This window comes from Gordonia sp. NPDC062954, from assembly GCF_044543825.1.
Lineage (GTDB): Bacteria > Actinomycetota > Actinomycetes > Mycobacteriales > Mycobacteriaceae > Gordonia > Gordonia tangerina.
Genome location: NZ_JBITWL010000028.1, coordinates 1 through 18,621, shown reverse-complemented (window position 1 = coordinate 18,621; position 18,621 = coordinate 1). Strand labels below are relative to the sequence as shown.

Genomic DNA, 18,621 nt, shown 5'->3' with positions numbered 1-18,621 from the left:
CGATCACGGCCGCGACGACCGCAGCGCCTCCAGGAACGACCCGCTGCCCAACAACGCCATCGCCCCGAGCAGAAGTAGCCCACCGGGCGCCAGCCCGATCATGATGCGTCGGGGCGAGGCCGCCACGTCGGAATCCGGAACCACCGGATCGGCGAGTGCCGCCGGTGCCATCTCCGAGACCGGGTCGGGGATGGGCGCGGAATCGCCCGGACCCGCATCCTCAGATGACGCCGTCTCGTTCGGTACGGCACCGGCCGAACCGCCGGTCGACGACGGCCCGCCCGGACCGTTCGCCGAGTTCGCGCCGGCGCCCGCTCCCGTGCCTGCTGTGGGCACCGTCGGTACCGCAACCGGCGCCGGCGCAGTGGTGTCCTCCGGTGCCGGGTTCCCGGTGCCAGGCGGCCCCGATCCACCGGAACGACCGGTGCCGGCCGCATCCGGATCGACGTCGGGTGACGCGTCTCGGCTGGGCGGGCGCGGGGTGTAGCGCGGCGGTACGACCGATCCGTCGTCGGTGGTCTCGGTGGTGGTCGACGGTTCCGTGGATTCGCTGGTGGTAACGCTGCTGGATTCGCTGGTGCTCGACGACCCCGTGGACTCGCTGGTCGTAGTGCTGGTTGATTGGCTGGTGCTGGTGGATTCGCTCGTGGCAGGACTCGTGGTTGCGCTGCTCTGGCTCCCCGACGCGGTCGCCGACGTCGTCGAATCCTCGTCGTCATCGTCATCACCGTGCCCATGCCCGTGCCCGTGGCCATGCCCGTGGTGATTGCCGCCGCCCCACCCCGAGCCGCGGTCGGGGCGGTCTGATGCCGGAGTGGACAGGGCCAGCCCGGCGCCGAGAGCCGACCCGAGTACCACCAACGTCGCGAGCATCGCCAGCACCGGAACCGAACGTCGGCGACGCTGCGTACCTGCTGGAACACGATGTGTCATCCGACCCCCGATCCGGTTACGTAAGCACCAACGTATGGTGTGAGTTGAACCCCGCCGTTCACCTCTCGGCAACTTCCGGTTCGCGACGCCACATCTTGTTCACGATCGAGTGTGAATAATGCCACAGGGAGGATTCGTTACATCGTTGCCACAGGTGATACGCATGGGCGATGGTAGTCGGGTACGTTCAAATCGCAACGGGCGTTGCATCCACGATGCACGCGGGTCTTTAATGTTTGCAAGTTCAAACGACTTTGAATTTGCCGGGGAGAACAATGACTATACGAGGTGCGGAAATGCCTGTTGACGGCGGACGTCGGACCGGGGCGGTCGACACCGAACACACTGCAGTAGTGGATCCGGGACTGTTCGCGCGACGTCTCGAGGAACTGTTCCGTACAGTGCCCGGCCCCAACGGCCGCGCATACAGCGCCAAGGCGATCGCCGCCCGATCGACCGAGCGCGGTTTCCGGCTCGGGGAGTCGTATCTGAGTCAGCTGCGTTCCGGTAAGGCCAAGTCGCCGTCGTTCCGCACGGTCGAGGGAATCGCGGCTGCATTCGGCGTGGACGTCCACTACTTCCTGGAAGACCGCGCCGCGCAGCGCACCCGCGACGAGATCGATCTCATGCGTCTGCAGGCCGACACCAACGTGCAATTGGCGGCCTTCCGCCTCGCCGGTCTGTCGAGCGACTCGGTCACCATCGTCAACGAGCTCATCAAGGTGCTGCGCGAGCAGCAAGGACTGCCGAAGGATCCGCCCGACGTCATCGCGGCGGGCCTGGGCGAGACCCCGGAGGACGCCCGTCTGCGCGTCGTCGGCGGGCCGCACAATAACTGACCGCAGGGGTCGTACACCGCTCCGGGAGCCATGCGAAGTCATCGTGCGCTGAGGTTGCTCTGTCGCGACACGCTGAAGGGCCTCGACCTCGACCTGCCGCTGGACGTCACCCAGCTGTGTGACCGGCACGGGGCTCGGCGTGGACGCCCGATCCGGTTGATCGCCCACCCGCTGCCGGTGGGTATGCCCAACGGTGTGTGGCTGGCCGCCGACGATGCGGACTACTTCTTCTACCAGGCCAATACGTCGCCGCTGCACCAGCAGCAGATCATCATCCACGAGTTCGGTCATCTCATCGCCGGACATCAGATCCTGGGTGCGGTGTCGGCGTCGGCGCTGACCGCGCCTGCCGACGACGACTCTGCCGATGCATTGAGTCGGACCTGCTACGCCGACGACCGCGAGTGGGAGGCCGAGATGCTCGCGTCGATGATCCTGAGCTGGGCGGCCGAGGCCACCGAGGTGGTCGGCACGACCGCGCGCAACGACGACCTGCGGGGCATCCAGCGTCTTCTCGGCGGCCACAAGGGCTGGTTGTAGCCATGATCGCCGTCGGAATCCTCAACACAGTCGCGGCCGTCGTGTTCACGGCCGCCTTGTGCTGGCGCCTGGAACAGATCCGGCGTGAAGGCGGCGGGTTGCAGTCGATCGCGATGACCATCGCCATCGCCGCACTCACTCTGGCCTTCGTGGTCTCCGGCGCCGACGTCACCGAGGCGATCGACACGGTGACCTTCACCGGGGCGGCGCGGGTGCTGTTCTACGGGTTGCTCGCCGTCGGAGTGGCCGCGCTGATCATCGTCTTCTTCTTCCCCGGGCGCTCGACGTCACGCGAACGCCGGGCCGGGATCGAAGCGGTGCCGCTGGTCGTCGCGCTGATCGGACTGCAGATCACGATGCTGGTCATCCCGATCGATCTGCGCACTGAAGGGCTGTCGGTGTGGACCGCCCGCAACATCGCGTACGCGGTGTTCGTACTGATCGCCAGCGGCTACCTCACCTACGGATTCGTCGCGTGTGTCCGCAGCATCCGGCGGTTTCTCCAACTGGCCGAGGGATACCTGCGGACATCCCTGGTCCTGTTGCTGATCGGGTTGATGTCCCTGACCGCCGGAGCGGTGACGCAGATCGTGTTCGTGATCGGTTCGGCGACACGCACCTTCGGCCAGGGCCGGCTGCTCGACGTGAGCGGGGTCTGTTCGGCCGTCGGCGTCGTCGCCTTCCTCGTCGGGATCAGCTACCCGATGCTGCGCGCGCGGTGGCATGCGATCACGTCTCGGCGCCGGTATCGACGGGAGATCGACGCGCTTGGACCACTCTGGGAGCTGGTGACCGAAGCGGTTCCCGAAGTGGTGCTCCCGATCAGTGGGGCGCCGGCTCCGGCTCTGCTCCTGCACCGACGGGTTGTGGAGATTCGCGACGCGCTCACCCAGTTGAGCCCGTATCTGACCGACGATTTCGAGGTCGTCGACGACGCCGCTCGCGCGGACATGATCTGGGCTGCCGTCGAGGAGTATGCGGTGGCGGGAACGCCGCGTGCTGCGGTCCGCGACGTCGTGCCCGGCGGCGCGGACATCGAGAGTGATGCGGCCCCGTTGCTGCGTCTGTCGGAGGCGGTCGCCGCCCAGCCGGTGGGTTGAAGCCGGCCGCCGCCGATCAGCGCGAGCTGTGCACGGCCGCGTCGTCGGCGGGATCGGTTGCTGCGGTGCGGCGCAGGTGCCGGAGGTAGAGGGTGCCGACGCCGAGCAGCACGACCACCGCGGACAGGGTGGCGATGATGGTGACCGCCGATGCGTCGGACAGTCCTTCCCACAACAGCCAGGCGCCGAACCCGAAGAACAGCGCAGCCGCGCCTCGGGCGATGATGCGCTCGGGCAGATGCCGACCCAGCAGGGAGCCGACCGCGATGGCCAGCGCATCGGCCGCGACCATGCCGATGGTCGACCCGATCCACACACCGAGCCAGTCGTTGTTGGTCGACAGGGTGATGGTGGCGAGCATCGTCTTGTCGCCGAGTTCGGCGAGGAAGAACGACGACATGACCGCGAAGAACACCGATGCGCCCACCCGTTCGGCCTTGGTGGACTCGTCGTCGTCGAGGTGATCGCCCCGGATGGTCCACAAGCCGAACACCAACATGGCCAGGCCCGCGAGGATCGACATCACGTCGGTGGGGATGGACAGGCCCAGGAAGTGTCCGAAGAACACCGACACCGCGTGTACCGCGGTGGTGGCCACGGTGATGGCGAGCAGCACCACCCACCACCGGTATCGGAGGGCGTAGGTCATGGCCATCAGCTGTGACTTGTCGCCGAGTTCGGCGACGAAGATCACGCCGAAACTCAACAACAGGGCAGCGATCACGGAAGCCACGTTAGGGCGCCCACACCCGGCCTCGCAACAGATCGCGGACCCGTATTTATGCAGGTAGGAGCCTCAAAACAATAAGTTTGGGGACCCTAACTCTTCAGTTGGCCGGGTGTTGGCACTCGGTGCAGGTCAGGGCTGCCTGGGGTGACTGCGGCATCAGTGAAACCGAGCGCGCGGACGTCTGAGCACGTGTCCGCCCGATGCCGAGACCGACGGGATCTGCTCAACGAACCAACCGGCGATGCGCCCCTCCTGCTGCCCGGGTATCTGCTTGCCTGGGCGCCTCATCGAACGAGTAAATCTGCCGCTGGGGCATCCCTGGCAGTCACACATCCGCTGCGCGAGGCGTGGCTGGATTGACGTAACGCGACATTATCGGCGAGGCCCATCGGGGTAGTGCCCCGTTGAGCAGATTGTGCGTGATTCGCCCCACTGACACGACGATGGCGGATCAAACTCGCTACCGACGCTCTCGCGTCGCTATCGCTCAGTGACTCTGACCGGGACACCGTGGTACTCTGCCGCATCGGTCGCACCGTGCGGTAGAGTATCGTCCGATCACCCCCGGACACGCGGACTTGCGATCGCAGCTTTCCTCCTGCAGTACCCGATGAGTCTCTCGATATTGAGATCGCCTGCAGCGGTCGGGTGTTCACATAAGAGCTCGAGGGCATGTCGGTAGAACGATGCGGGAGGCATGCCGAACTCGACGAATATCTCGTCGTCGCCGCCATCGTATGGTGCCCAGCGGGCAAGGAACTGAACCACCTCCCGTGCGTGTGTGGGGGTGGTGGGGTGACGGTCGTTGCTCGACCGTGCGGCATGTGACCGTGTGCCTCTCACCGGCCCCCTCAGTGCGCATTGGCCATGAACTCGATGAGCACGGTGGAGAACGTGATCGCCACGACCAGCGCAACACCGAGAAATCCGAGTGCCCACAGCTTCGCATTCAAGAGCGGAAGTGGGGATGCGGAATCATCGACAGTTGCTGAATCCCCGGAATGGGTTTTATTCATGAGCCTAGATGTCCTTCCGGTAAGTGATGTCGACGAGGACTCCGCCGATCGCGCAGATGGTGACGATGATTCCGCAGATCACCCATCCGACTCCCCCCCCGGATTCCGCGTACCAGCCTCGGGTGAAGATGACGATCAGTACGGTGAGGAGCATCGAGCAGATCGCGACGAGTCCGAGTAGGCGACGGTACTTGGCCCGCCGTGCTGTGGCCAGGTACTCATCGACCAGATCGATGCTGGGCAAGTGTGTTGTGTCCGACCGAGTGGGCTGCATGGTTCTGGTCATTACTTTCTGTGTTGTCGGGTGAGATCACCCGCGGATGCGCGCGATGTAGGACTTGGGCTCGGTCACGATCACGAGTGCGCCAATGACCGTGCAGATCGAGCCGATGATGATGATGGCGCTGAAAGGTGCGCCGTACACCGTGAGCGAGAAGAACGATATGAAGAAGAATGCAAGAGTATTGGTGAGTACCCCTCCTCGGACCGCGCCAGCATAAGAGATGCCGATGTAGTAGCCCATGATGATCCAGATGGCCCATCCGAATCCGATGACTGCTCCGAATGCGATGAGTCGCGGGTCGCTCCAGGCTTGTGCCGCGATGGTGCGTCCTTCGGGGAAGAGGACGAAGAGAAGGATGTTGGCGATGATCAAGCCGAAGAAGGCGCGCCACCAGAGAAAGCCCTCCGCCGGCATGAGGTCGGTGCCTGCGGAGATGGCAAAGCTCTCGAAACCCCATGTGAGTACGCCACCGAAGATGATGAGTAGGCCGACCGTGAAGTAGATGCCGTGTGTGGGAGCGCTGACCTCTCCTCCCGAGACCGCGAGCCAGACCCCCACGGCAAGGGCCACGAGACCGATCAGCGTGGTAGGCCGCAGGATTCGTTCGCGATACAGAGTTGCGGCCACGATCGCACCGACCACGCCGGCGAGGCCGCCGATGGCACCAGCGAGCGCGCCTCCGATCAATCCCGACGCGGCGGCGAAACAGATGTCGCCGACAAAGCCGCCGACCGCAACGAAGAGGTTCCACCAGCTGACGCGGTGCCCCAGGACACGACCGGTATCCCGCCACGTGCCGGTGACGGTGAGGAACAGTGCGATGGCGAGGACGCCGAACGGTACCTGCAGCACGGCAACGAGGGTGAAGGCGCCGGTGGGTGCCTGTGCGTTGAACGGCGGTGCGCCCACGATACTGCCAAGGAGCCCGAATGCGAGGCCCAGGGACGGTGCGGCAAGAATTGCGTAGATCATGCCCATACGCGTCTTCTTGCCGTCTCCGAGACGGGATTGTTCGGCGAGATCGACCGCCGATCTGGGGTAGGTCATGAGTTTCCTCCGGTCGCGAGGATCGTGCTCAGATCAGTGGGAAGATAGCGATTCAGGTTGAGCTGGTACTCGATCAGCGGCCGGGCGCTCACGGCGAGCCGGTATCGCCGGATGATCTGACCGCTGTGCTCGGCAAGCGCTTCGGTGGTCAGCCACCCCACCGTGCTCAATCCGACCAGATCCTCACGAAGCCCACTGAGATCGCGAGCCGGGTAGTGCTGACGGAGAAGGCCGAACAACTGGTGTTCCCAGATCCCCTGTTCGTCGAGGTGATACAGCACCATGGCTGCCTGATACTTGGGTGCAGGTTTCATTGATACTCCTGAGGGAAAGCGCGTTGGTAAGCGCTTGCCGCAACGATAGCCGTGTGTGTGATATACGTCAATGGCTCGAAACAAAGTGGGGCAGACTACAGACGGCCATCTTTGATCATGGCGCGGGCCGAATCGGCGAGTTCGCACCAACGATTCGCTGCTTCGGAATGCGAGACGCCGAGTTCCGTCATGGACGGAACTCGGCCCCAATCATGGTGAAAGCCATGGACGAGTCGCTTCCTCGTCAGTGGGAGGTGCAGAGGCGGCCCGGCTCCTGCCACACATACAGGAAGTCGTGGTCTCGCCTGACCTCAGACGGTCATCGGCGAGGTGGCCTCGAGAATGTCTCGGAGGACGTCGTCGAACGGGCGAGCCCAGATGTCGGCGTTGAAGATCTCGACCTCGATGTCGCCGCCGTAGCCCGCGTCGACGACTGCACGTGTCAGAGCCCGGAGGTCGATGTGTCCCTGGCCGGGTAGTCCTCGGGAGAGGAGGGCATCGGCTGGGAGCGGAGTGATCCAGTCGTTGATCTGATAAGAGGAGATCCGTTGGTGTGCACCGGCTCTGGCTATCTGCGTGTAGACGTCGGGGTCCCACCAGATGTGGAAGGCGTCGACGACCACGCCCACCGTGGTCGGATCGAAATGCTCGGCGATGTCCAGCGCGGATCGCAGCGAGGAGATGACGCCCCGGTCGGCTGCATACATCGGATGCATTGGCTCGACGGCGAGGGTGACCTGAGCGGCTGCGGCGGCGTCGACGAGGTCGGCGATAGCAGTGGTGGCACGTTCTCGTGCTCCCTGAAGGTCCGTAGACGCCTCCGGGAGGCCTCCGGCAACGAGGACCAGAACTGGCGCCGATCCTGCGGCACCTGCGGCTGCCAGCTGGGCGATCTCGTCGATCGCACGAAGATTGTCGTCGCGGGCCCGCTGCTGTTCCCCACGATCGTCGGAGGTGAAGAAGCCACCGCGACACAGGCTCGAGACCCGAAGGCCCGAATCGGCGACCATCGCGCATGCGGTCGTCAGGCCGACGTCGTGAACGGGTTCGCGCCACAGTCCGATGGAGGGAATACCTGCGGCCGCGGTCGCGGTCAGCGCCTGCGAGAGATCGGCGCGTTTGATGGTCGCCTGGTTGAGCGAGAGTCGATCATGCATGGTCATGCGCGACCGCCATTCCGATACCGTCAGGCCGTGCAGCGACGTCGACGCCGTGAAGAGCCAACAGAGAGTTCCACCGCGACGCCGCCAGATCCGGATTCTCCAGGGCACCTGCGTTGTCTGCCAACCGAATCAGTCGGGACAGGTGGGGGAGGCTGCGTGCCGACTGCAGGCCGCCGACCATAACGAATGCGGGTTGATGGCCGTTGAGCCAGGCGAGGAACGCCACTCCGGTCTTGTAGAAGGCCGTCGGAGGAGCAAAGACCTCACGAGCCAGATCCTGGGTCGGCTCGAGCAGTTGGCGGAAGGTCACCTCGTCACCTCGGTCGAGCGCGTGGAGGGCGGCGACAGCAACCGGTGCGCACGTGGCGAAGGCACCAAGGAGTGCATCCGAGTGCGACTCCCCATCGCCGGCGATCATGTCCACATAGTTGAAGTCGTCACCGGTGAAGACCGACACATCTGCGGGCAACGTTCGGCGTAGGGCGATTTCGGTGGCCCCGTCGAGCAGGCTGACCTTGATCCCGGCCACCGATTCCTGATTCTCGATGATGATCTGCTCGACGGTGTCGCGCGCCACAGAGGTGTCGGCCGAACCGAAGTACCCGGCCAGCGCAGGGTCGAACATCGGTCCGAGCCAGTGCAGGATCACCGGGGTGGAACACCGCGACAGCACCTGCCCATACACCTGGCGGTAGTCGTCTGGGCCCTCGGCGATCCGGGCCAGATGCCGGCTCGCCATCAGCACCACTTCCGCGCCCTGTTCCTCGGCGAACTCCAGCTGCTCGAAGTAGGCATCGACCACACCCTGCAGAGACACGACGTCATCCGTGAGGTGATCGGTGTTGACTCCCACCACGATCGATCCGCCTACGGCTTTCGCCTCGACTGTCGAGCGTGTGATCAGTGCACGGATGGCGGTCGGATCAAGTCCCATGTTGCGCTGGGCCGTATCCATGGCGTCGGCGACCCCCAACCCGCACGACCACAGGTGGTGGCGAAAGGCGAGAGTGGAATCCCAGTCGATGTCGGCGGCGGAGTCGGGGACGTTGTTCCCGGCGACCCGTGGCACGACGTGTGCCGCGGCATACACCCGACGTGAGGTGGGCCGCCGAAGCACGGTCGTGACACCGATCTCGGGCTCCGACAATTCATGCGGACGTGTGGTACCGGCTTCGTCGATGAGGTGGATCGCCGGCATCAGAGGGCCACCGTCTCACGCTGCGGCGCATCGACCGAGATGTCCGGAACGGGAAGACGCCGACCGGATTCGGCGCTGCGGAGTGCTGCTTCTGCGAGCTGCACGCCGCGGGCGCCGGACGCGAAGTCGAACGGATGGGGTGCTCCTTCGACAACATGGCGGATGAACTGTTCCCACTGTGCTTTGAAGCCGTTGTCGATTGTTGCGTTGTCGGGAACAAGGGTCCAGTCGGCGCGGTAGTCGCGCGTCTCGCGCAGATCGGGATTCCACGTCGGACGTGGGGTGACCGAGCGATGCTGGACGCGGCAGTCGAACAACCCGGCGACGGCACTACCAAGCCGGCCGTCGACCTGGAACTCGACCAGTTCGTTGCGATCGACGCGTACGGTCCAGCTGGAGTTGAGTTGGGCGACGATGTTGTTGTCGAGTTCGAAGATGGCGTATGCGGCGTCATCGGCGGTGGCCGTGTACGGGATGCCGTTCTCATCGATTCTGGTGGGAACGTGGGTGGCGGTCGTCGTGTAGACGGATGTGACACTGCCGAACAGATACTCCAGTACGTAGCTCCAATGGGGGAACATGTCGCTGACGATGCCCCCGCCGTCCTCGCTGCGGTAGTTCCAACTCGGCCGCTGGGCTTCCTGCCAATCTCCCTCGAACACCCAATATCCGAATTCTCCACGTACAGACAGAATCTCGCCGAAGAATCCCGAGTCGATCAAACGTTTGAGCTTGACCAGCCCAGGGAGGTAGAGCTTGTCGTGGACCACACCGTTCTTGACCCCTGCCCGTGCAGCGCGTCGTGCCAGATCGAGCGCGTCGTCGAAGCTCTCGGCGGTGGGCTTCTCGGTGTAGATCGCCTTTCCGGCGTCGATGGCCTTGCGGAGTCCCGATACGCGCGCCCGGGTCACCAGGAAGTCGGAGTAGATGTCCCAGCGCGAGTCGGCAAGGCAGGCATCGAGATCCGTCGAGTACTCCGTGAGTCCATGTCGCTCGGCGATGTCGGCGAGCTTGCGTTCATCCCGGCCGACCAGAATGGGGTCGACCTGAACCCTGGTGGATCCGTCGGACAGCAGGACGCCGCCCTGCTCGCGGATCGGCAGTATTGAACGCGTCAGGTGCTGGCGGTATCCCATTCGTCCGGATACGCCGTTCATGATGATTCCGATGGTGGTGGGAAGGGTCATGCTCGATCTCCTCTGTGGTATCTCCAACCTAATGGCAAGCGCTTTCCATAGAAGCATGCTGAACCGTTTGGGGCAAGGATCACTCACGCGATGAAAGACTCATCCCCCGACCCCGATAGGGGAGACTCCATCGCATACAGGCGGATGTCCGGATGAGACGGGAGACGCAGGTGAGCGGCTATCGTGGCCGTGGACGAGAGGAGCGCCAGGATGGGATCATCCGAGATCACCCTGCAGGACGTTGCCGAGCGAGCTGGGCTGTCGCTTGCCACAGCCTCGCGGGTTCTCAACGGCGGCAAACGTGTCGTTGCAGCGGCAAGCACCGCCCGGATCCTGCAAGCGGCCGAAGAGTTGGGCTATGTGTCGAACGGACCCGCGCAAGCGCTGGCCCGGTCGACCACGGCGGTGGTGGGATTGATCGTTCACGAGGTCGATGACCCCTACTTCGCGACGATCGCCAAGGGAGCGATGCGAGTTGCGTCGACACACGGCCTCCTGACCACGCTGGCAAACACTTTCGGCGATCATGACCTCGAGATCGACTACGTGCAGCGCCTACAGGCCCAGCGGGTGCGCGCGCTGCTACTGGCCGGTAGCCCACGACAAGCTGACGACCAGCAGGAACGCTTGAACAGTGCTCTCGAGCGTTTCATCCGTGGCGGGGGGCGAGTCGCTACCGTTGGCGATCATCGTGGGCCGTATTCCGCTGTACTGCCCGCCAACCGACGGGGTGCCGCGCAGGTGGCGCGCCACCTCTTCGACCTCCGGCACCGCCGTGTCGGCATCATCTCCGGTCCGCCACACCTGACCACGGTGCATGAACGGTTGACCGGCTTCGCAGACGCATGGGCCGAACTCGGCGGCACGCCCGGCGACATCGCGGTGGTCGACGCCGACTTCAGTCGTGATGGCGGGTACTCCGCGATGATCCAGCTGGCCGAGCGGGCTCCGGAGGCGTCGGCGGTGTTTGCGCTCAACGACCTGATGGCCGTCGGAGCGCTGGCCGCGCTGCATGATGACCTCGGTCGCGACGTTCCCGGCGATGTGTCCGTGGTGGGCTTCGACGATCTGTGGATGACGGTGGATCTCCGGGTTCCGCTGACCACGGTGCGGCTGCCGTTGGAGGCCATGGGCACTCGAGCCATGGAGATGCTGGTCGGTGCCGACGCCACGGTCGGTCCGCAACAGTCGCGGATGCCCGCCGATCTCATCGTGCGCGCGAGTACTGGCCCGGCGCCGATGTCTTCCTGACCGGTCGCCCGAACTCGTCACCGGTGCCCGCAGACGTGGCGGCCCGGTCATAGGACAGCGACAGAGTGGCCCTTGCCACAGAACGGCACTACCCGTACGCTAGCGGCAAGCGCTTACCGTCGCTGATCTGACAGTCGAGCTCACGATCGGGGCGCAGGTGCGGAGAGGAGCCAAATGGAACACGTGGATGTCGTCATCGTCGGCGCCGGTGCGTCGGGCGGTGTCGCAGCAGCCGCGCTGGCGTCTCGAGGATTCGGTGTGGTGTGTCTGGAGCAGGGCCACTGGCCTGACCGTGCCGACTATCCGGGGCAGCGCATCACCTACGAACTCGAGGCGCGTAAGCAATGGTCGGCGAGCCCGAATGTGCGTGATCGCGTAGAGGATTACCCGATCGATGACACAGAGTCCGCGATCGCGCCGTTGATGTTCGCTGGCGTGGGAGGCAGCACAGTGCTCTACGCCGGCGACTGGCCTCGTCTGGTGCCATCGGACTTTCGCGTAAGGAGTCTCGACGGCGTGGCCGATGACTGGCCGATCAGCTATCGCGACCTGCTTCCCTTCTACGAGCGCACTGATATCGCCTTCGGGGCATCCGGTGTCGGCGGGGATCCTGCATACCCCGGCGGTGCCGAACCCCCATTGCCGCCACTGCCGATAAGCAAAATCGGGCACAAGATGGCCCGGGCTCATGACGAACTCGGTTGGCACTGGTGGCCGGCGACGCAGGCCGTGCTGTCCGCACCCTACAAAGGGCGAACCCCTTGCGTTCAGTTCGGCACTTGTATGCAAGGTTGCCCAGAAGGGGCCAAAGCATCCACCGACCTGACTCACTGGCCGAACGCCATCGCCCGCGGCGTGCGCCTCGTGACAGGTGCCCGGGTCTCCCGCATCCTGACCAACCCGTCGGGGCTTGCGACCGGAGTGGAATACGTCGATCCCGATGGTAGGTGGCACTGCATCGGAGCCGACGCCGTGATCCTGGCCGCCAATGCCATCGGCACCGCGCGAATTCTGCTCAACTCGAGTTCGGCGCACCATCCCGACGGACTGGCCAACTCGAGCGGGCTCGTCGGGAAGCGGTTGATGGTTCATCCCTTTGCCAACGTCACCGGCTATTTCGCCACCGATCTCGAATCGTGGCAAGGCCACGTCGGAGCCAAAATCACCAGCTATCAGTTCTACGAGACCTCGAGTGATCGGGACTTCGTACGGGGGGCCAAATGGAGTCTGGCACCTACTGGAGGACCGCTCAACGCCGCCATGCCCACACGTGCCGGTGAGAACAGCTGGGGCCCAGGACATCACCAGCATGTCCGTCGCCATCTGGGACGGTCCATCAGTTGGGGGATCTTCGGTGAGGACCTACCCGACGAGACCAACCGCGTCACCATCGATTCCCGGCTCTGCGACTCGTCGGGTATCCCCGCCCCGAAGCTGACGTATGCGGTGAGCGAGAACTCGCGACGCCTACTCGATTTCCACATCGCACGGGCGAGCGAGTCCCTGCGAGCGGCCGGCGCCACGGATATCGCCACGGAGTCGCTGATGCGCTACTCAGGATGGCACCTACTCGGAACTGCGCGTATGGGAAACGACCCCGCGACCTCGGTGGTCGATGAGTACGGCCGTTGCCATGACGTGCCGAATCTCCACATCATCGATGGCAGCGTGTTCGTCACCTCCGGCGGCGTTAACCCCACCAGCACGATCGTCGCGCTCGCGCTGCGTTCAGTGGAACACATGATCAGCAAGCGGATGGATGAGAAGGTGCCGGTATGAGTGAATTCCTGACGCAATCGGCACCGGCAGCATCACAGTCGACGACGGCATCCACCGACCTGAGCGAAACAGACCTGCTCCGGTCTGCAGAGTTCCGAGCCTGGCTAACCTCGATCGCCGACCATCTGATCCCTGCCGGAGATGGTATGCCAGCTGCCTCCGACGTCGCAGTGACCGCCGATCAGCTGGGTCGAGTGCTGAACGTTCGTCCCGATCTGGCGCCCCACCTCCTGCGGGCATTCGGGGCAACCATGACCATGGCCGCCGCTGACGCCATCGATCGCCTGACGGGGTCGGACCTTGATGCCCTCGACGCCATCACGCTCGCAGTCGCCGGCGGCTACTACATGCACCCCGACGTACGGCACCTGCTCGGTTACACCGGGCAACAACCACGCACGATCACCATCGCCGAGGGAATCGACGAAGACATGCTGATGCGAGTCGTCGAGCGCGGTCCAATACACCGAGATGCGTGACCATCGGACGCCGAACCGTAGTGACATCTAACATGGAAACCGTAATGACACAAGGATACTCGTGACCACTTCAACTCTCACCACGGTCGACCCCACGACCCTCGAACCGATCGGTGACTATCCCACGCACACGCCTGCGCAGATCAACGAGATTCTGGAAGAGGCCGCAGAAACCGCTGCGACATGGAAGCACGAGCCGTTCGCCGCTCGGACCGCGGTTCTACATCGTATTGCCGATCTCATTGACGACCGCAGCGCCGAACTGGGCGCACTGATCACCGCCGAGATGGGTAAGCCCCTCGCCGAGGCGGCCGCGGAGGTGGCGAAGTGCGCATGGAACTGCCGCCATGTGGCCGACCACGGTCCGATCGCACTTGCCGCGACGCCTCTGTCCGGTCCCGACGATGCCAATGTGCGAATCGAGTACGAACCACTCGGAGTGATTCTGGCGATCATGCCGTGGAATTTTCCGCTCTGGCAGCTCTTCCGATTCGCCGCGCCCGCGATCATGGCCGGGAATACCGTCATCCTCAAGCACTCCCCGAATGTCACCGGCTGCGCACTTGCGATCGAATCCATCTTCGCCGAAGGCTTCGGTGACCTCCGGCTCTTGAGCACCATTCTGGTCGAGGAGTCGATCGTGGGTGCCGTATCCGATCGCGTCATCGCCGACGCCCGCGTAGCTGCGGTGACGGTGACCGGCTCGACCAGAGCCGGGGCCGCGGTCGCGAGTTCGGCCGGAAGTGCGCTGAAGAAGTCAGTGCTCGAACTCGGCGGATCCGATCCCTTCATCGTTCTCGACGACGCTGACCTCGGCACCGCGGCAATGCACGCCGTGCGGTCGCGATTCATGTGCGCAGGCCAGACGTGCATCGCGGCCAAACGGCTCATTGTCGCCGAGAGCGTCATCGCCGACTTCACCCACGAGTTCCTTAACCGAGTGGATCGGATCACCGTGGGAGATCCGACCGAGCCGGCGACCGACATGGGCCCGCTAGCTCGCCCCGATCTCGTCGACCAGATCGAACGCCAGGTCGACACGTCGGTAGCGATGGGTGCGACCGTGCTTGCCGGTGGACATCGACTTGCTCGGACGGGCAACTTCTACGCACCTACCGTCCTCGCAGACGTGACCCCTGAGATGCCGGTGTACAACGAGGAGACCTTTGGTCCTGTCGCCGCGCTAGTCTCGGCGTCCGACGATGATTCGGCAGTCAAGACGGCGAATGACACCGAGTACGGCCTCGCGGCCAGTATCTGGAGCCGTGACATCGACAGAGCTGTCAGGGTCGGTCGCCGAATCGACTGCGGTGCTTTCTATGTGAACTCACTTGTGGCATCAGACCCGCGTGTCCCGTTCGGCGGCGTCAAACGCAGCGGCTTCGGTCGGGAGCTCGGCGACCTCGGGATGCGGGAGTTCACCAATACCCGCACAGTGTGGGTCTCCGGGACAACCGCGTGACACGCGTACTCATTGCCCCTGACAAGTTCAAAGGATCGCTGACCGCAGAGCAAGTGGCCCACGCGCTTCGATCCGGAATCGCAAGTCAGGCCCCCGACTGGACAACATCGATCTGCCCGATTGCCGACGGCGGAGACGGCACCGTCGCTACGCTCGTCGCCCATGGCTGGCAGCAGGTCCGCGCCACCGCCGAAGATGCCCTTGGACGTCCCCGGGCGGTGGGCTATGCGCGTCTGGACGACACCGTGGTGATCGAGCAGGCCGCCACAGTCGGCTTGGAGCAACTCCCGGCGACTGGCCGAGACCCCATGGGTGCGTCGTCATTCGGTATGGGCGAGTTGATCGCACACGCCTTGTCGGCGGCCCGGGTATCCACAGTGATCCTGGCTCTGGGGGGAAGCGCCTCCACCGACGGCGGAGCGGGCCTCCTGCAAGCCCTCGGAGCCAGGGCATTGGATCGCTATGGCTGCGAGCTGACCCATGGCGGCGCCGCGCTCGCGACGCTTCATCGCATCGATCTCGAACCCATGGACCAATTGATCGGCGACACAAGATTTCTCGTCGCACGTGACGTCGACAACCCTCTGCTCGGTCCGGATGGTGCCGTGCGGGTATTCGCCCATCAGAAGGGCGCCGATCTGGCGCAACAGCAGATGCTGGAGGCGGGACTGCAGCAATGGAGCCGCGTCCTCGGACAGCGCAGACCGAGTGCCGCAGTGGCAGTGAACGCCCCCGGCGCCGGCGCCGGCGGGGGAGTGGGATACGCGGCGATCGCCGCACTCGGAGCCGAGACATGCCGAGGCGTCGATTGGCTTCTCGACTTCATCGCCTTCGACGATCACGTCGAGCAGGCAGATCTCATCGTGACCGGAGAAGGCAATCTCGACACCCAGACGCTCTTCGGGAAGGCGCCGACCGGGGTCACGAAGGCAGCTGCCGCACGCGGTGTTCCGGTTGTCGCGGTCGCTGGTCGTTGCACGCTGACCAGGCAGCAGACGCGCGCTGCGGGATTCGATCGCGTGTACGCCCTAACCGACATCGAGCCGGATCTCGCCCGCTGCATGGCCCAAGGAGCTGCGCTGCTGCAGGAAGTGGCGGCCACGATTGTGGAGGACATGAGGATACGGGTCGAGGAAGACGTGCCGTGAGAGCGCGGAACCAGCGCTGCGTGCAAGGGCGCGACTGCGCTGCGCTTGGCCCTGCGGGCTCGTACGACTTTTCGCCGAAAGTGCTCGTCTGCTGCTCGCTGCGAAACTCGCACGCTCGGTCCCTTGCACTCCACCCCCCTCATGCCGGGCCTAATCTCCTTTGCCACCAGGGCAAGACAGAGCGTCCGGTCGAGGATGCTGCGTGCAGTGGTGTGCTCGGGCGCGAGCCGCCCGGCGCGCTCTGCCCGCTGTCCATCGCTGTCGAGGTAGTAGTCCGTGTAATCCGTGTCTGGAAGTGGCCAGTCTTCTTCATCACGCCATTGATCGATCCCCATCACGAAGATTCGCACGGGGGCAGTTTGCACCAGCGCCTGGGTGTCGTTGCGCAGCCACCGATCGAAGAAGCGTACGTAATTGCTGGTGAGGTCAAGCGCGTCAGCGTTTCCAAGAGGTCCGAAATCGCGGTCGGGATAGATTCCGCTGAAGTTGAGATGGTCCCATGGCCCCACCACGAGCCGCTGGCGGTCGTGTGCGTATGACGTCAGGGTAACCAGACAATGTTTCGGTATTGTCAGGATTACTAGTAACACTGCATATTCGTTCACTGCGTGTCCTTAGGCAGAACGCCGTCGAGATCAAGGCCGAAGAGCGCGCTAACACCTCAGGCGAGGTGGGCGGCCGGGACGACGCACTCGCGGCCGTCCTCCCATCTCGGAGGGATCAAATCACGTCGGCGCTGTTAGCTGCCTCGACGAACTTGGTCCAGTAAGGAACGTCGACGCTTCTGGGGGAGAGGCGAAGACTTCCGTCCCTAGCCATCTCGTTCGCGAGATACTCGAGGAGATTGGCCCCGTAGAAGATGACATCGGTCTGCCAGACAGAGAACACCGGCGACCCAGACGGCGAGGGAGCTGCAGGTGTCATCCGATGGCCGTAGATCGGTATGACCCGGCGACCCAGACGGCGAGGGAGCTGCAGGTGTCATCCGATGGCCGTAGATCGGTATGAGCTGTGGCCACTTTGCCAACTCACGCCGCGTAACCGCCTCGACGTCACTTTCTGCTGCCGGCCGACGGCCCCATGAAGCGCCCCAGAATGGCGGGTCCTGGCGAAGTGCGTCGAAGACCATCCCGCGGGCAGGCCAGTCGAGCATCTGACGCAGATGTGCTTCATTGCCATTCCGCCAGTCGGTCCAACGGTCTCCGACGGGCAAAGCGGTCGCAAGCAGACTTCGGTGGTCGGGGTTGAATCTGAACCCATGCTGCTCTGTGACTGCATCGAACTCGGCGTCGGTGAGGCCAGGGGCGAGTTTGACTCCCGCAGTCCGAAGGATGACCGCCGCTTTCTCACCAACATCGCTGATCTCGTCCACGTGACCGAGTCTCTCAGGTCGCCGGTGCGCGCTACGGGCAACGCGAAACGCGTCTTGAGCGTCTCATCTGATGCATCAATGATTCATGCGATGCATCATCGACACCAACCCCGCAGGTCATCGAGTTGTAACCGAAAGTAATTGCACCAGGCCATCAAGCATGAGCCTCGCGCCTGTCAAGGGCCGGCGGGAAGTGCCCACAGGCGGACGTGGAAACTGCCCGTAGGCGGTCACGAGGGGGTGCCCGGTGGCGGACATGAATCTGCCCGCTGGTCCGCCACCGGGATGGGTTAGCTCAGGGCGGTGACCCCCTTCCCGGCGAGGGCTTGGGCCAGGCGCACGGAGTCGCCGCTGGTTTGGCAGAGGTGGGCGTGGTGCAGCAGCCGGTCCACGGTGGCGGTGGCGAGCGTTTTGGGCATCAGCTCGTCGAAACCCGACGGGTGCAGGTTGGAGGACACGGCCACCGATTTGCGTTCGTAGGCGGCTTCTACGACCCGATACAGGCCCTCTGCGGCATCAGCTCCCACGGGCAAGAGCCCTACGTCATCGATGACGACGAGCTCGGCACGCACGATCTTGGCGATGGCCTTGCCCAGGGTGTCATCGGCGCGGTGCGCGCGGACCAGGGTGCCGAGTTGTTCGAGGCTGAGCCACGCCACGGGCATGCCGGCCTCGATCACTTTCTGGCCGAGCGCTTCGAGGAAGAACGTTTTACCGGTGCCGGCGGGCCCGCACACCACGAGATTCTCGCGCCGTTGCACCCATTCGAGGGTTTGCAGG

17 protein-coding genes and 1 pseudogene are annotated in these 18,621 nt (G+C 64.3%); 8 read left to right on the top strand and 10 right to left on the bottom strand.

The window, feature by feature from the left end; translation table 11 throughout:
• Positions 1 to 3 precede the first annotated feature (3 nt).
• Complete coding sequence (locus ACIGKQ_RS21450) at positions 4 to 933, bottom strand: hypothetical protein (RefSeq protein WP_396574901.1); 930 nt, start codon at positions 931 to 933, stop codon at positions 4 to 6.
• A 275-nt stretch (positions 934 to 1,208) separates the two neighbouring features.
• On the opposite strand from ACIGKQ_RS21450, the gene ACIGKQ_RS21445 reads away from it, so the two are divergent.
• From ACIGKQ_RS21445 to ACIGKQ_RS21435, 3 genes are read left to right on the top strand one after another with little or no spacing between them, the layout of a single operon-like run.
• Entirely contained in the window at positions 1,209 to 1,772 is a 564-nt protein-coding gene (locus ACIGKQ_RS21445) for an XRE family transcriptional regulator (protein ID WP_372475356.1), read from the top strand.
• A 30-nt stretch (positions 1,773 to 1,802) separates the two neighbouring features.
• Complete coding sequence (locus tag ACIGKQ_RS21440) at positions 1,803 to 2,312, top strand: ImmA/IrrE family metallo-endopeptidase (protein WP_235725680.1); 510 nt, start codon at positions 1,803 to 1,805, stop codon at positions 2,310 to 2,312.
• 2 nt (positions 2,313 to 2,314) lie between these two features.
• The gene (locus ACIGKQ_RS21435; protein WP_396574900.1) at positions 2,315 to 3,412 is read left to right on the top strand and encodes an MAB_1171c family putative transporter; all 1,098 of its coding nucleotides are present in this window, start codon (positions 2,315 to 2,317) and stop codon (positions 3,410 to 3,412) included.
• Positions 3,413 to 3,428: 16 nt separating this feature from the next.
• Here ACIGKQ_RS21435 and ACIGKQ_RS21430 read toward each other — a convergent pair whose 3' ends face one another.
• The 7 genes from ACIGKQ_RS21430 to ACIGKQ_RS21400 form a co-directional block, all read right to left on the bottom strand.
• Positions 3,429 to 4,136 carry a TMEM165/GDT1 family protein gene (locus ACIGKQ_RS21430; protein ID WP_235725683.1) on the bottom strand — a complete coding sequence of 236 codons (708 nt, stop codon included), beginning with the start codon at positions 4,134 to 4,136 and terminating at the stop codon, positions 3,429 to 3,431.
• Between the two features lie 1,026 nt (positions 4,137 to 5,162).
• Positions 5,163 to 5,402 carry a hypothetical protein gene (locus ACIGKQ_RS21425; protein WP_266062932.1) on the bottom strand — a complete coding sequence of 80 codons (240 nt, stop codon included), beginning with the start codon at positions 5,400 to 5,402 and terminating at the stop codon, positions 5,163 to 5,165.
• 66 nt (positions 5,403 to 5,468) lie between these two features.
• Positions 5,469 to 6,488 (bottom strand): DMT family transporter, encoded by a 1,020-nt coding sequence (locus tag ACIGKQ_RS21420; protein ID WP_266062931.1) that lies wholly within the window; start codon positions 6,486 to 6,488, stop codon positions 5,469 to 5,471.
• Positions 6,485 to 6,802 carry a hypothetical protein gene (locus ACIGKQ_RS21415; RefSeq protein ID WP_266062930.1) on the bottom strand — a complete coding sequence of 106 codons (318 nt, stop codon included), beginning with the start codon at positions 6,800 to 6,802 and terminating at the stop codon, positions 6,485 to 6,487. Before ACIGKQ_RS21415 ends, ACIGKQ_RS21420 begins: the two co-directional genes overlap by 4 nt.
• 311 nt (positions 6,803 to 7,113) lie before the next feature.
• Positions 7,114 to 7,965 carry a sugar phosphate isomerase/epimerase family protein gene (locus ACIGKQ_RS21410; protein WP_396574899.1) on the bottom strand — a complete coding sequence of 284 codons (852 nt, stop codon included), beginning with the start codon at positions 7,963 to 7,965 and terminating at the stop codon, positions 7,114 to 7,116.
• A complete protein-coding gene (locus ACIGKQ_RS21405) occupies positions 7,952 to 9,163 on the bottom strand; it encodes a dihydrodipicolinate synthase family protein (RefSeq protein WP_396574898.1) in 1,212 nt (403 codons plus the stop codon). Before ACIGKQ_RS21405 ends, ACIGKQ_RS21410 begins: the two co-directional genes overlap by 14 nt.
• Positions 9,163 to 10,350, bottom strand: coding sequence for a Gfo/Idh/MocA family protein (locus ACIGKQ_RS21400; protein WP_266062927.1), 1,188 nt, complete (start codon positions 10,348 to 10,350; stop codon positions 9,163 to 9,165). The genes ACIGKQ_RS21405 and ACIGKQ_RS21400 overlap by 1 nt, the downstream gene beginning before the upstream one ends.
• 210 nt (positions 10,351 to 10,560) lie before the next feature.
• On the opposite strand from ACIGKQ_RS21400, the gene ACIGKQ_RS21395 reads away from it, so the two are divergent.
• From ACIGKQ_RS21395 to ACIGKQ_RS21375, 5 genes are all read left to right on the top strand, one after another.
• A complete protein-coding gene (locus ACIGKQ_RS21395) occupies positions 10,561 to 11,601 on the top strand; it encodes a LacI family DNA-binding transcriptional regulator (RefSeq protein WP_266062926.1) in 1,041 nt (346 codons plus the stop codon).
• Between the two features lie 174 nt (positions 11,602 to 11,775).
• Positions 11,776 to 13,380, top strand: a complete 1,605-nt coding sequence (locus ACIGKQ_RS21390; RefSeq protein ID WP_266062925.1) for a GMC family oxidoreductase — start codon at positions 11,776 to 11,778, stop codon at positions 13,378 to 13,380.
• A complete protein-coding gene (locus ACIGKQ_RS21385) occupies positions 13,377 to 13,859 on the top strand; it encodes a hypothetical protein (protein ID WP_396574897.1) in 483 nt (160 codons plus the stop codon). Before ACIGKQ_RS21390 ends, ACIGKQ_RS21385 begins: the two co-directional genes overlap by 4 nt.
• Positions 13,860 to 13,920: 61 nt before the next feature.
• On the top strand, positions 13,921 to 15,321 hold the full coding sequence (locus ACIGKQ_RS21380) for an NAD-dependent succinate-semialdehyde dehydrogenase (RefSeq protein ID WP_396574896.1): 1,401 nt from the start codon (positions 13,921 to 13,923) through the stop codon (positions 15,319 to 15,321).
• Positions 15,318 to 16,469 (top strand): glycerate kinase, encoded by a 1,152-nt coding sequence (locus ACIGKQ_RS21375; RefSeq protein ID WP_396574895.1) that lies wholly within the window; start codon positions 15,318 to 15,320, stop codon positions 16,467 to 16,469. Before ACIGKQ_RS21380 ends, ACIGKQ_RS21375 begins: the two co-directional genes overlap by 4 nt.
• Before the next feature lie 203 nt (positions 16,470 to 16,672).
• Here ACIGKQ_RS21375 and ACIGKQ_RS21370 read toward each other — a convergent pair.
• Together ACIGKQ_RS21370 and ACIGKQ_RS21365 are read right to left on the bottom strand one after the other, a co-directional pair.
• Positions 16,673 to 16,981 (bottom strand): annotated as a pseudogene (locus ACIGKQ_RS21370) (CocE/NonD family hydrolase); the annotation flags it as partial.
• Positions 16,982 to 18,131: 1,150 nt separating this feature from the next.
• A partial coding sequence (locus ACIGKQ_RS21365) for an ATP-binding protein (protein WP_396574894.1) occupies positions 18,132 to 18,621 on the bottom strand: 490 nt, incomplete at its 5' end.

Bases quoted from the DNA above. Each gene is read 5' to 3' on its own strand.
- ACIGKQ_RS21450 (WP_396574901.1), bottom strand. From the start codon at position 933: ATGACACATCGTGTTCCAGCAGGTACGCAGCGTCGCCGACGTTCGGTT.
- ACIGKQ_RS21445 (WP_372475356.1), top strand. From the start codon at position 1,209: ATGACTATACGAGGTGCGGAAATGCCTGTTGACGGCGGACGTCGGACC.
- ACIGKQ_RS21440 (WP_235725680.1), top strand. From the start codon at position 1,803: ATGCGAAGTCATCGTGCGCTGAGGTTGCTCTGTCGCGACACGCTGAAG.
- ACIGKQ_RS21435 (WP_396574900.1), top strand. From the start codon at position 2,315: ATGATCGCCGTCGGAATCCTCAACACAGTCGCGGCCGTCGTGTTCACG.
- ACIGKQ_RS21420 (WP_266062931.1), bottom strand. From the start codon at position 6,488: ATGACCTACCCCAGATCGGCGGTCGATCTCGCCGAACAATCCCGTCTC.
- ACIGKQ_RS21415 (WP_266062930.1), bottom strand. From the start codon at position 6,802: ATGAAACCTGCACCCAAGTATCAGGCAGCCATGGTGCTGTATCACCTC.
- ACIGKQ_RS21410 (WP_396574899.1), bottom strand. From the start codon at position 7,965: ATGACCATGCATGATCGACTCTCGCTCAACCAGGCGACCATCAAACGC.
- ACIGKQ_RS21405 (WP_396574898.1), bottom strand. From the start codon at position 9,163: ATGCCGGCGATCCACCTCATCGACGAAGCCGGTACCACACGTCCGCAT.
- ACIGKQ_RS21400 (WP_266062927.1), bottom strand. From the start codon at position 10,350: ATGACCCTTCCCACCACCATCGGAATCATCATGAACGGCGTATCCGGA.
- ACIGKQ_RS21395 (WP_266062926.1), top strand. From the start codon at position 10,561: ATGGGATCATCCGAGATCACCCTGCAGGACGTTGCCGAGCGAGCTGGG.
- ACIGKQ_RS21390 (WP_266062925.1), top strand. From the start codon at position 11,776: ATGGAACACGTGGATGTCGTCATCGTCGGCGCCGGTGCGTCGGGCGGT.
- ACIGKQ_RS21385 (WP_396574897.1), top strand. From the start codon at position 13,377: ATGAGTGAATTCCTGACGCAATCGGCACCGGCAGCATCACAGTCGACG.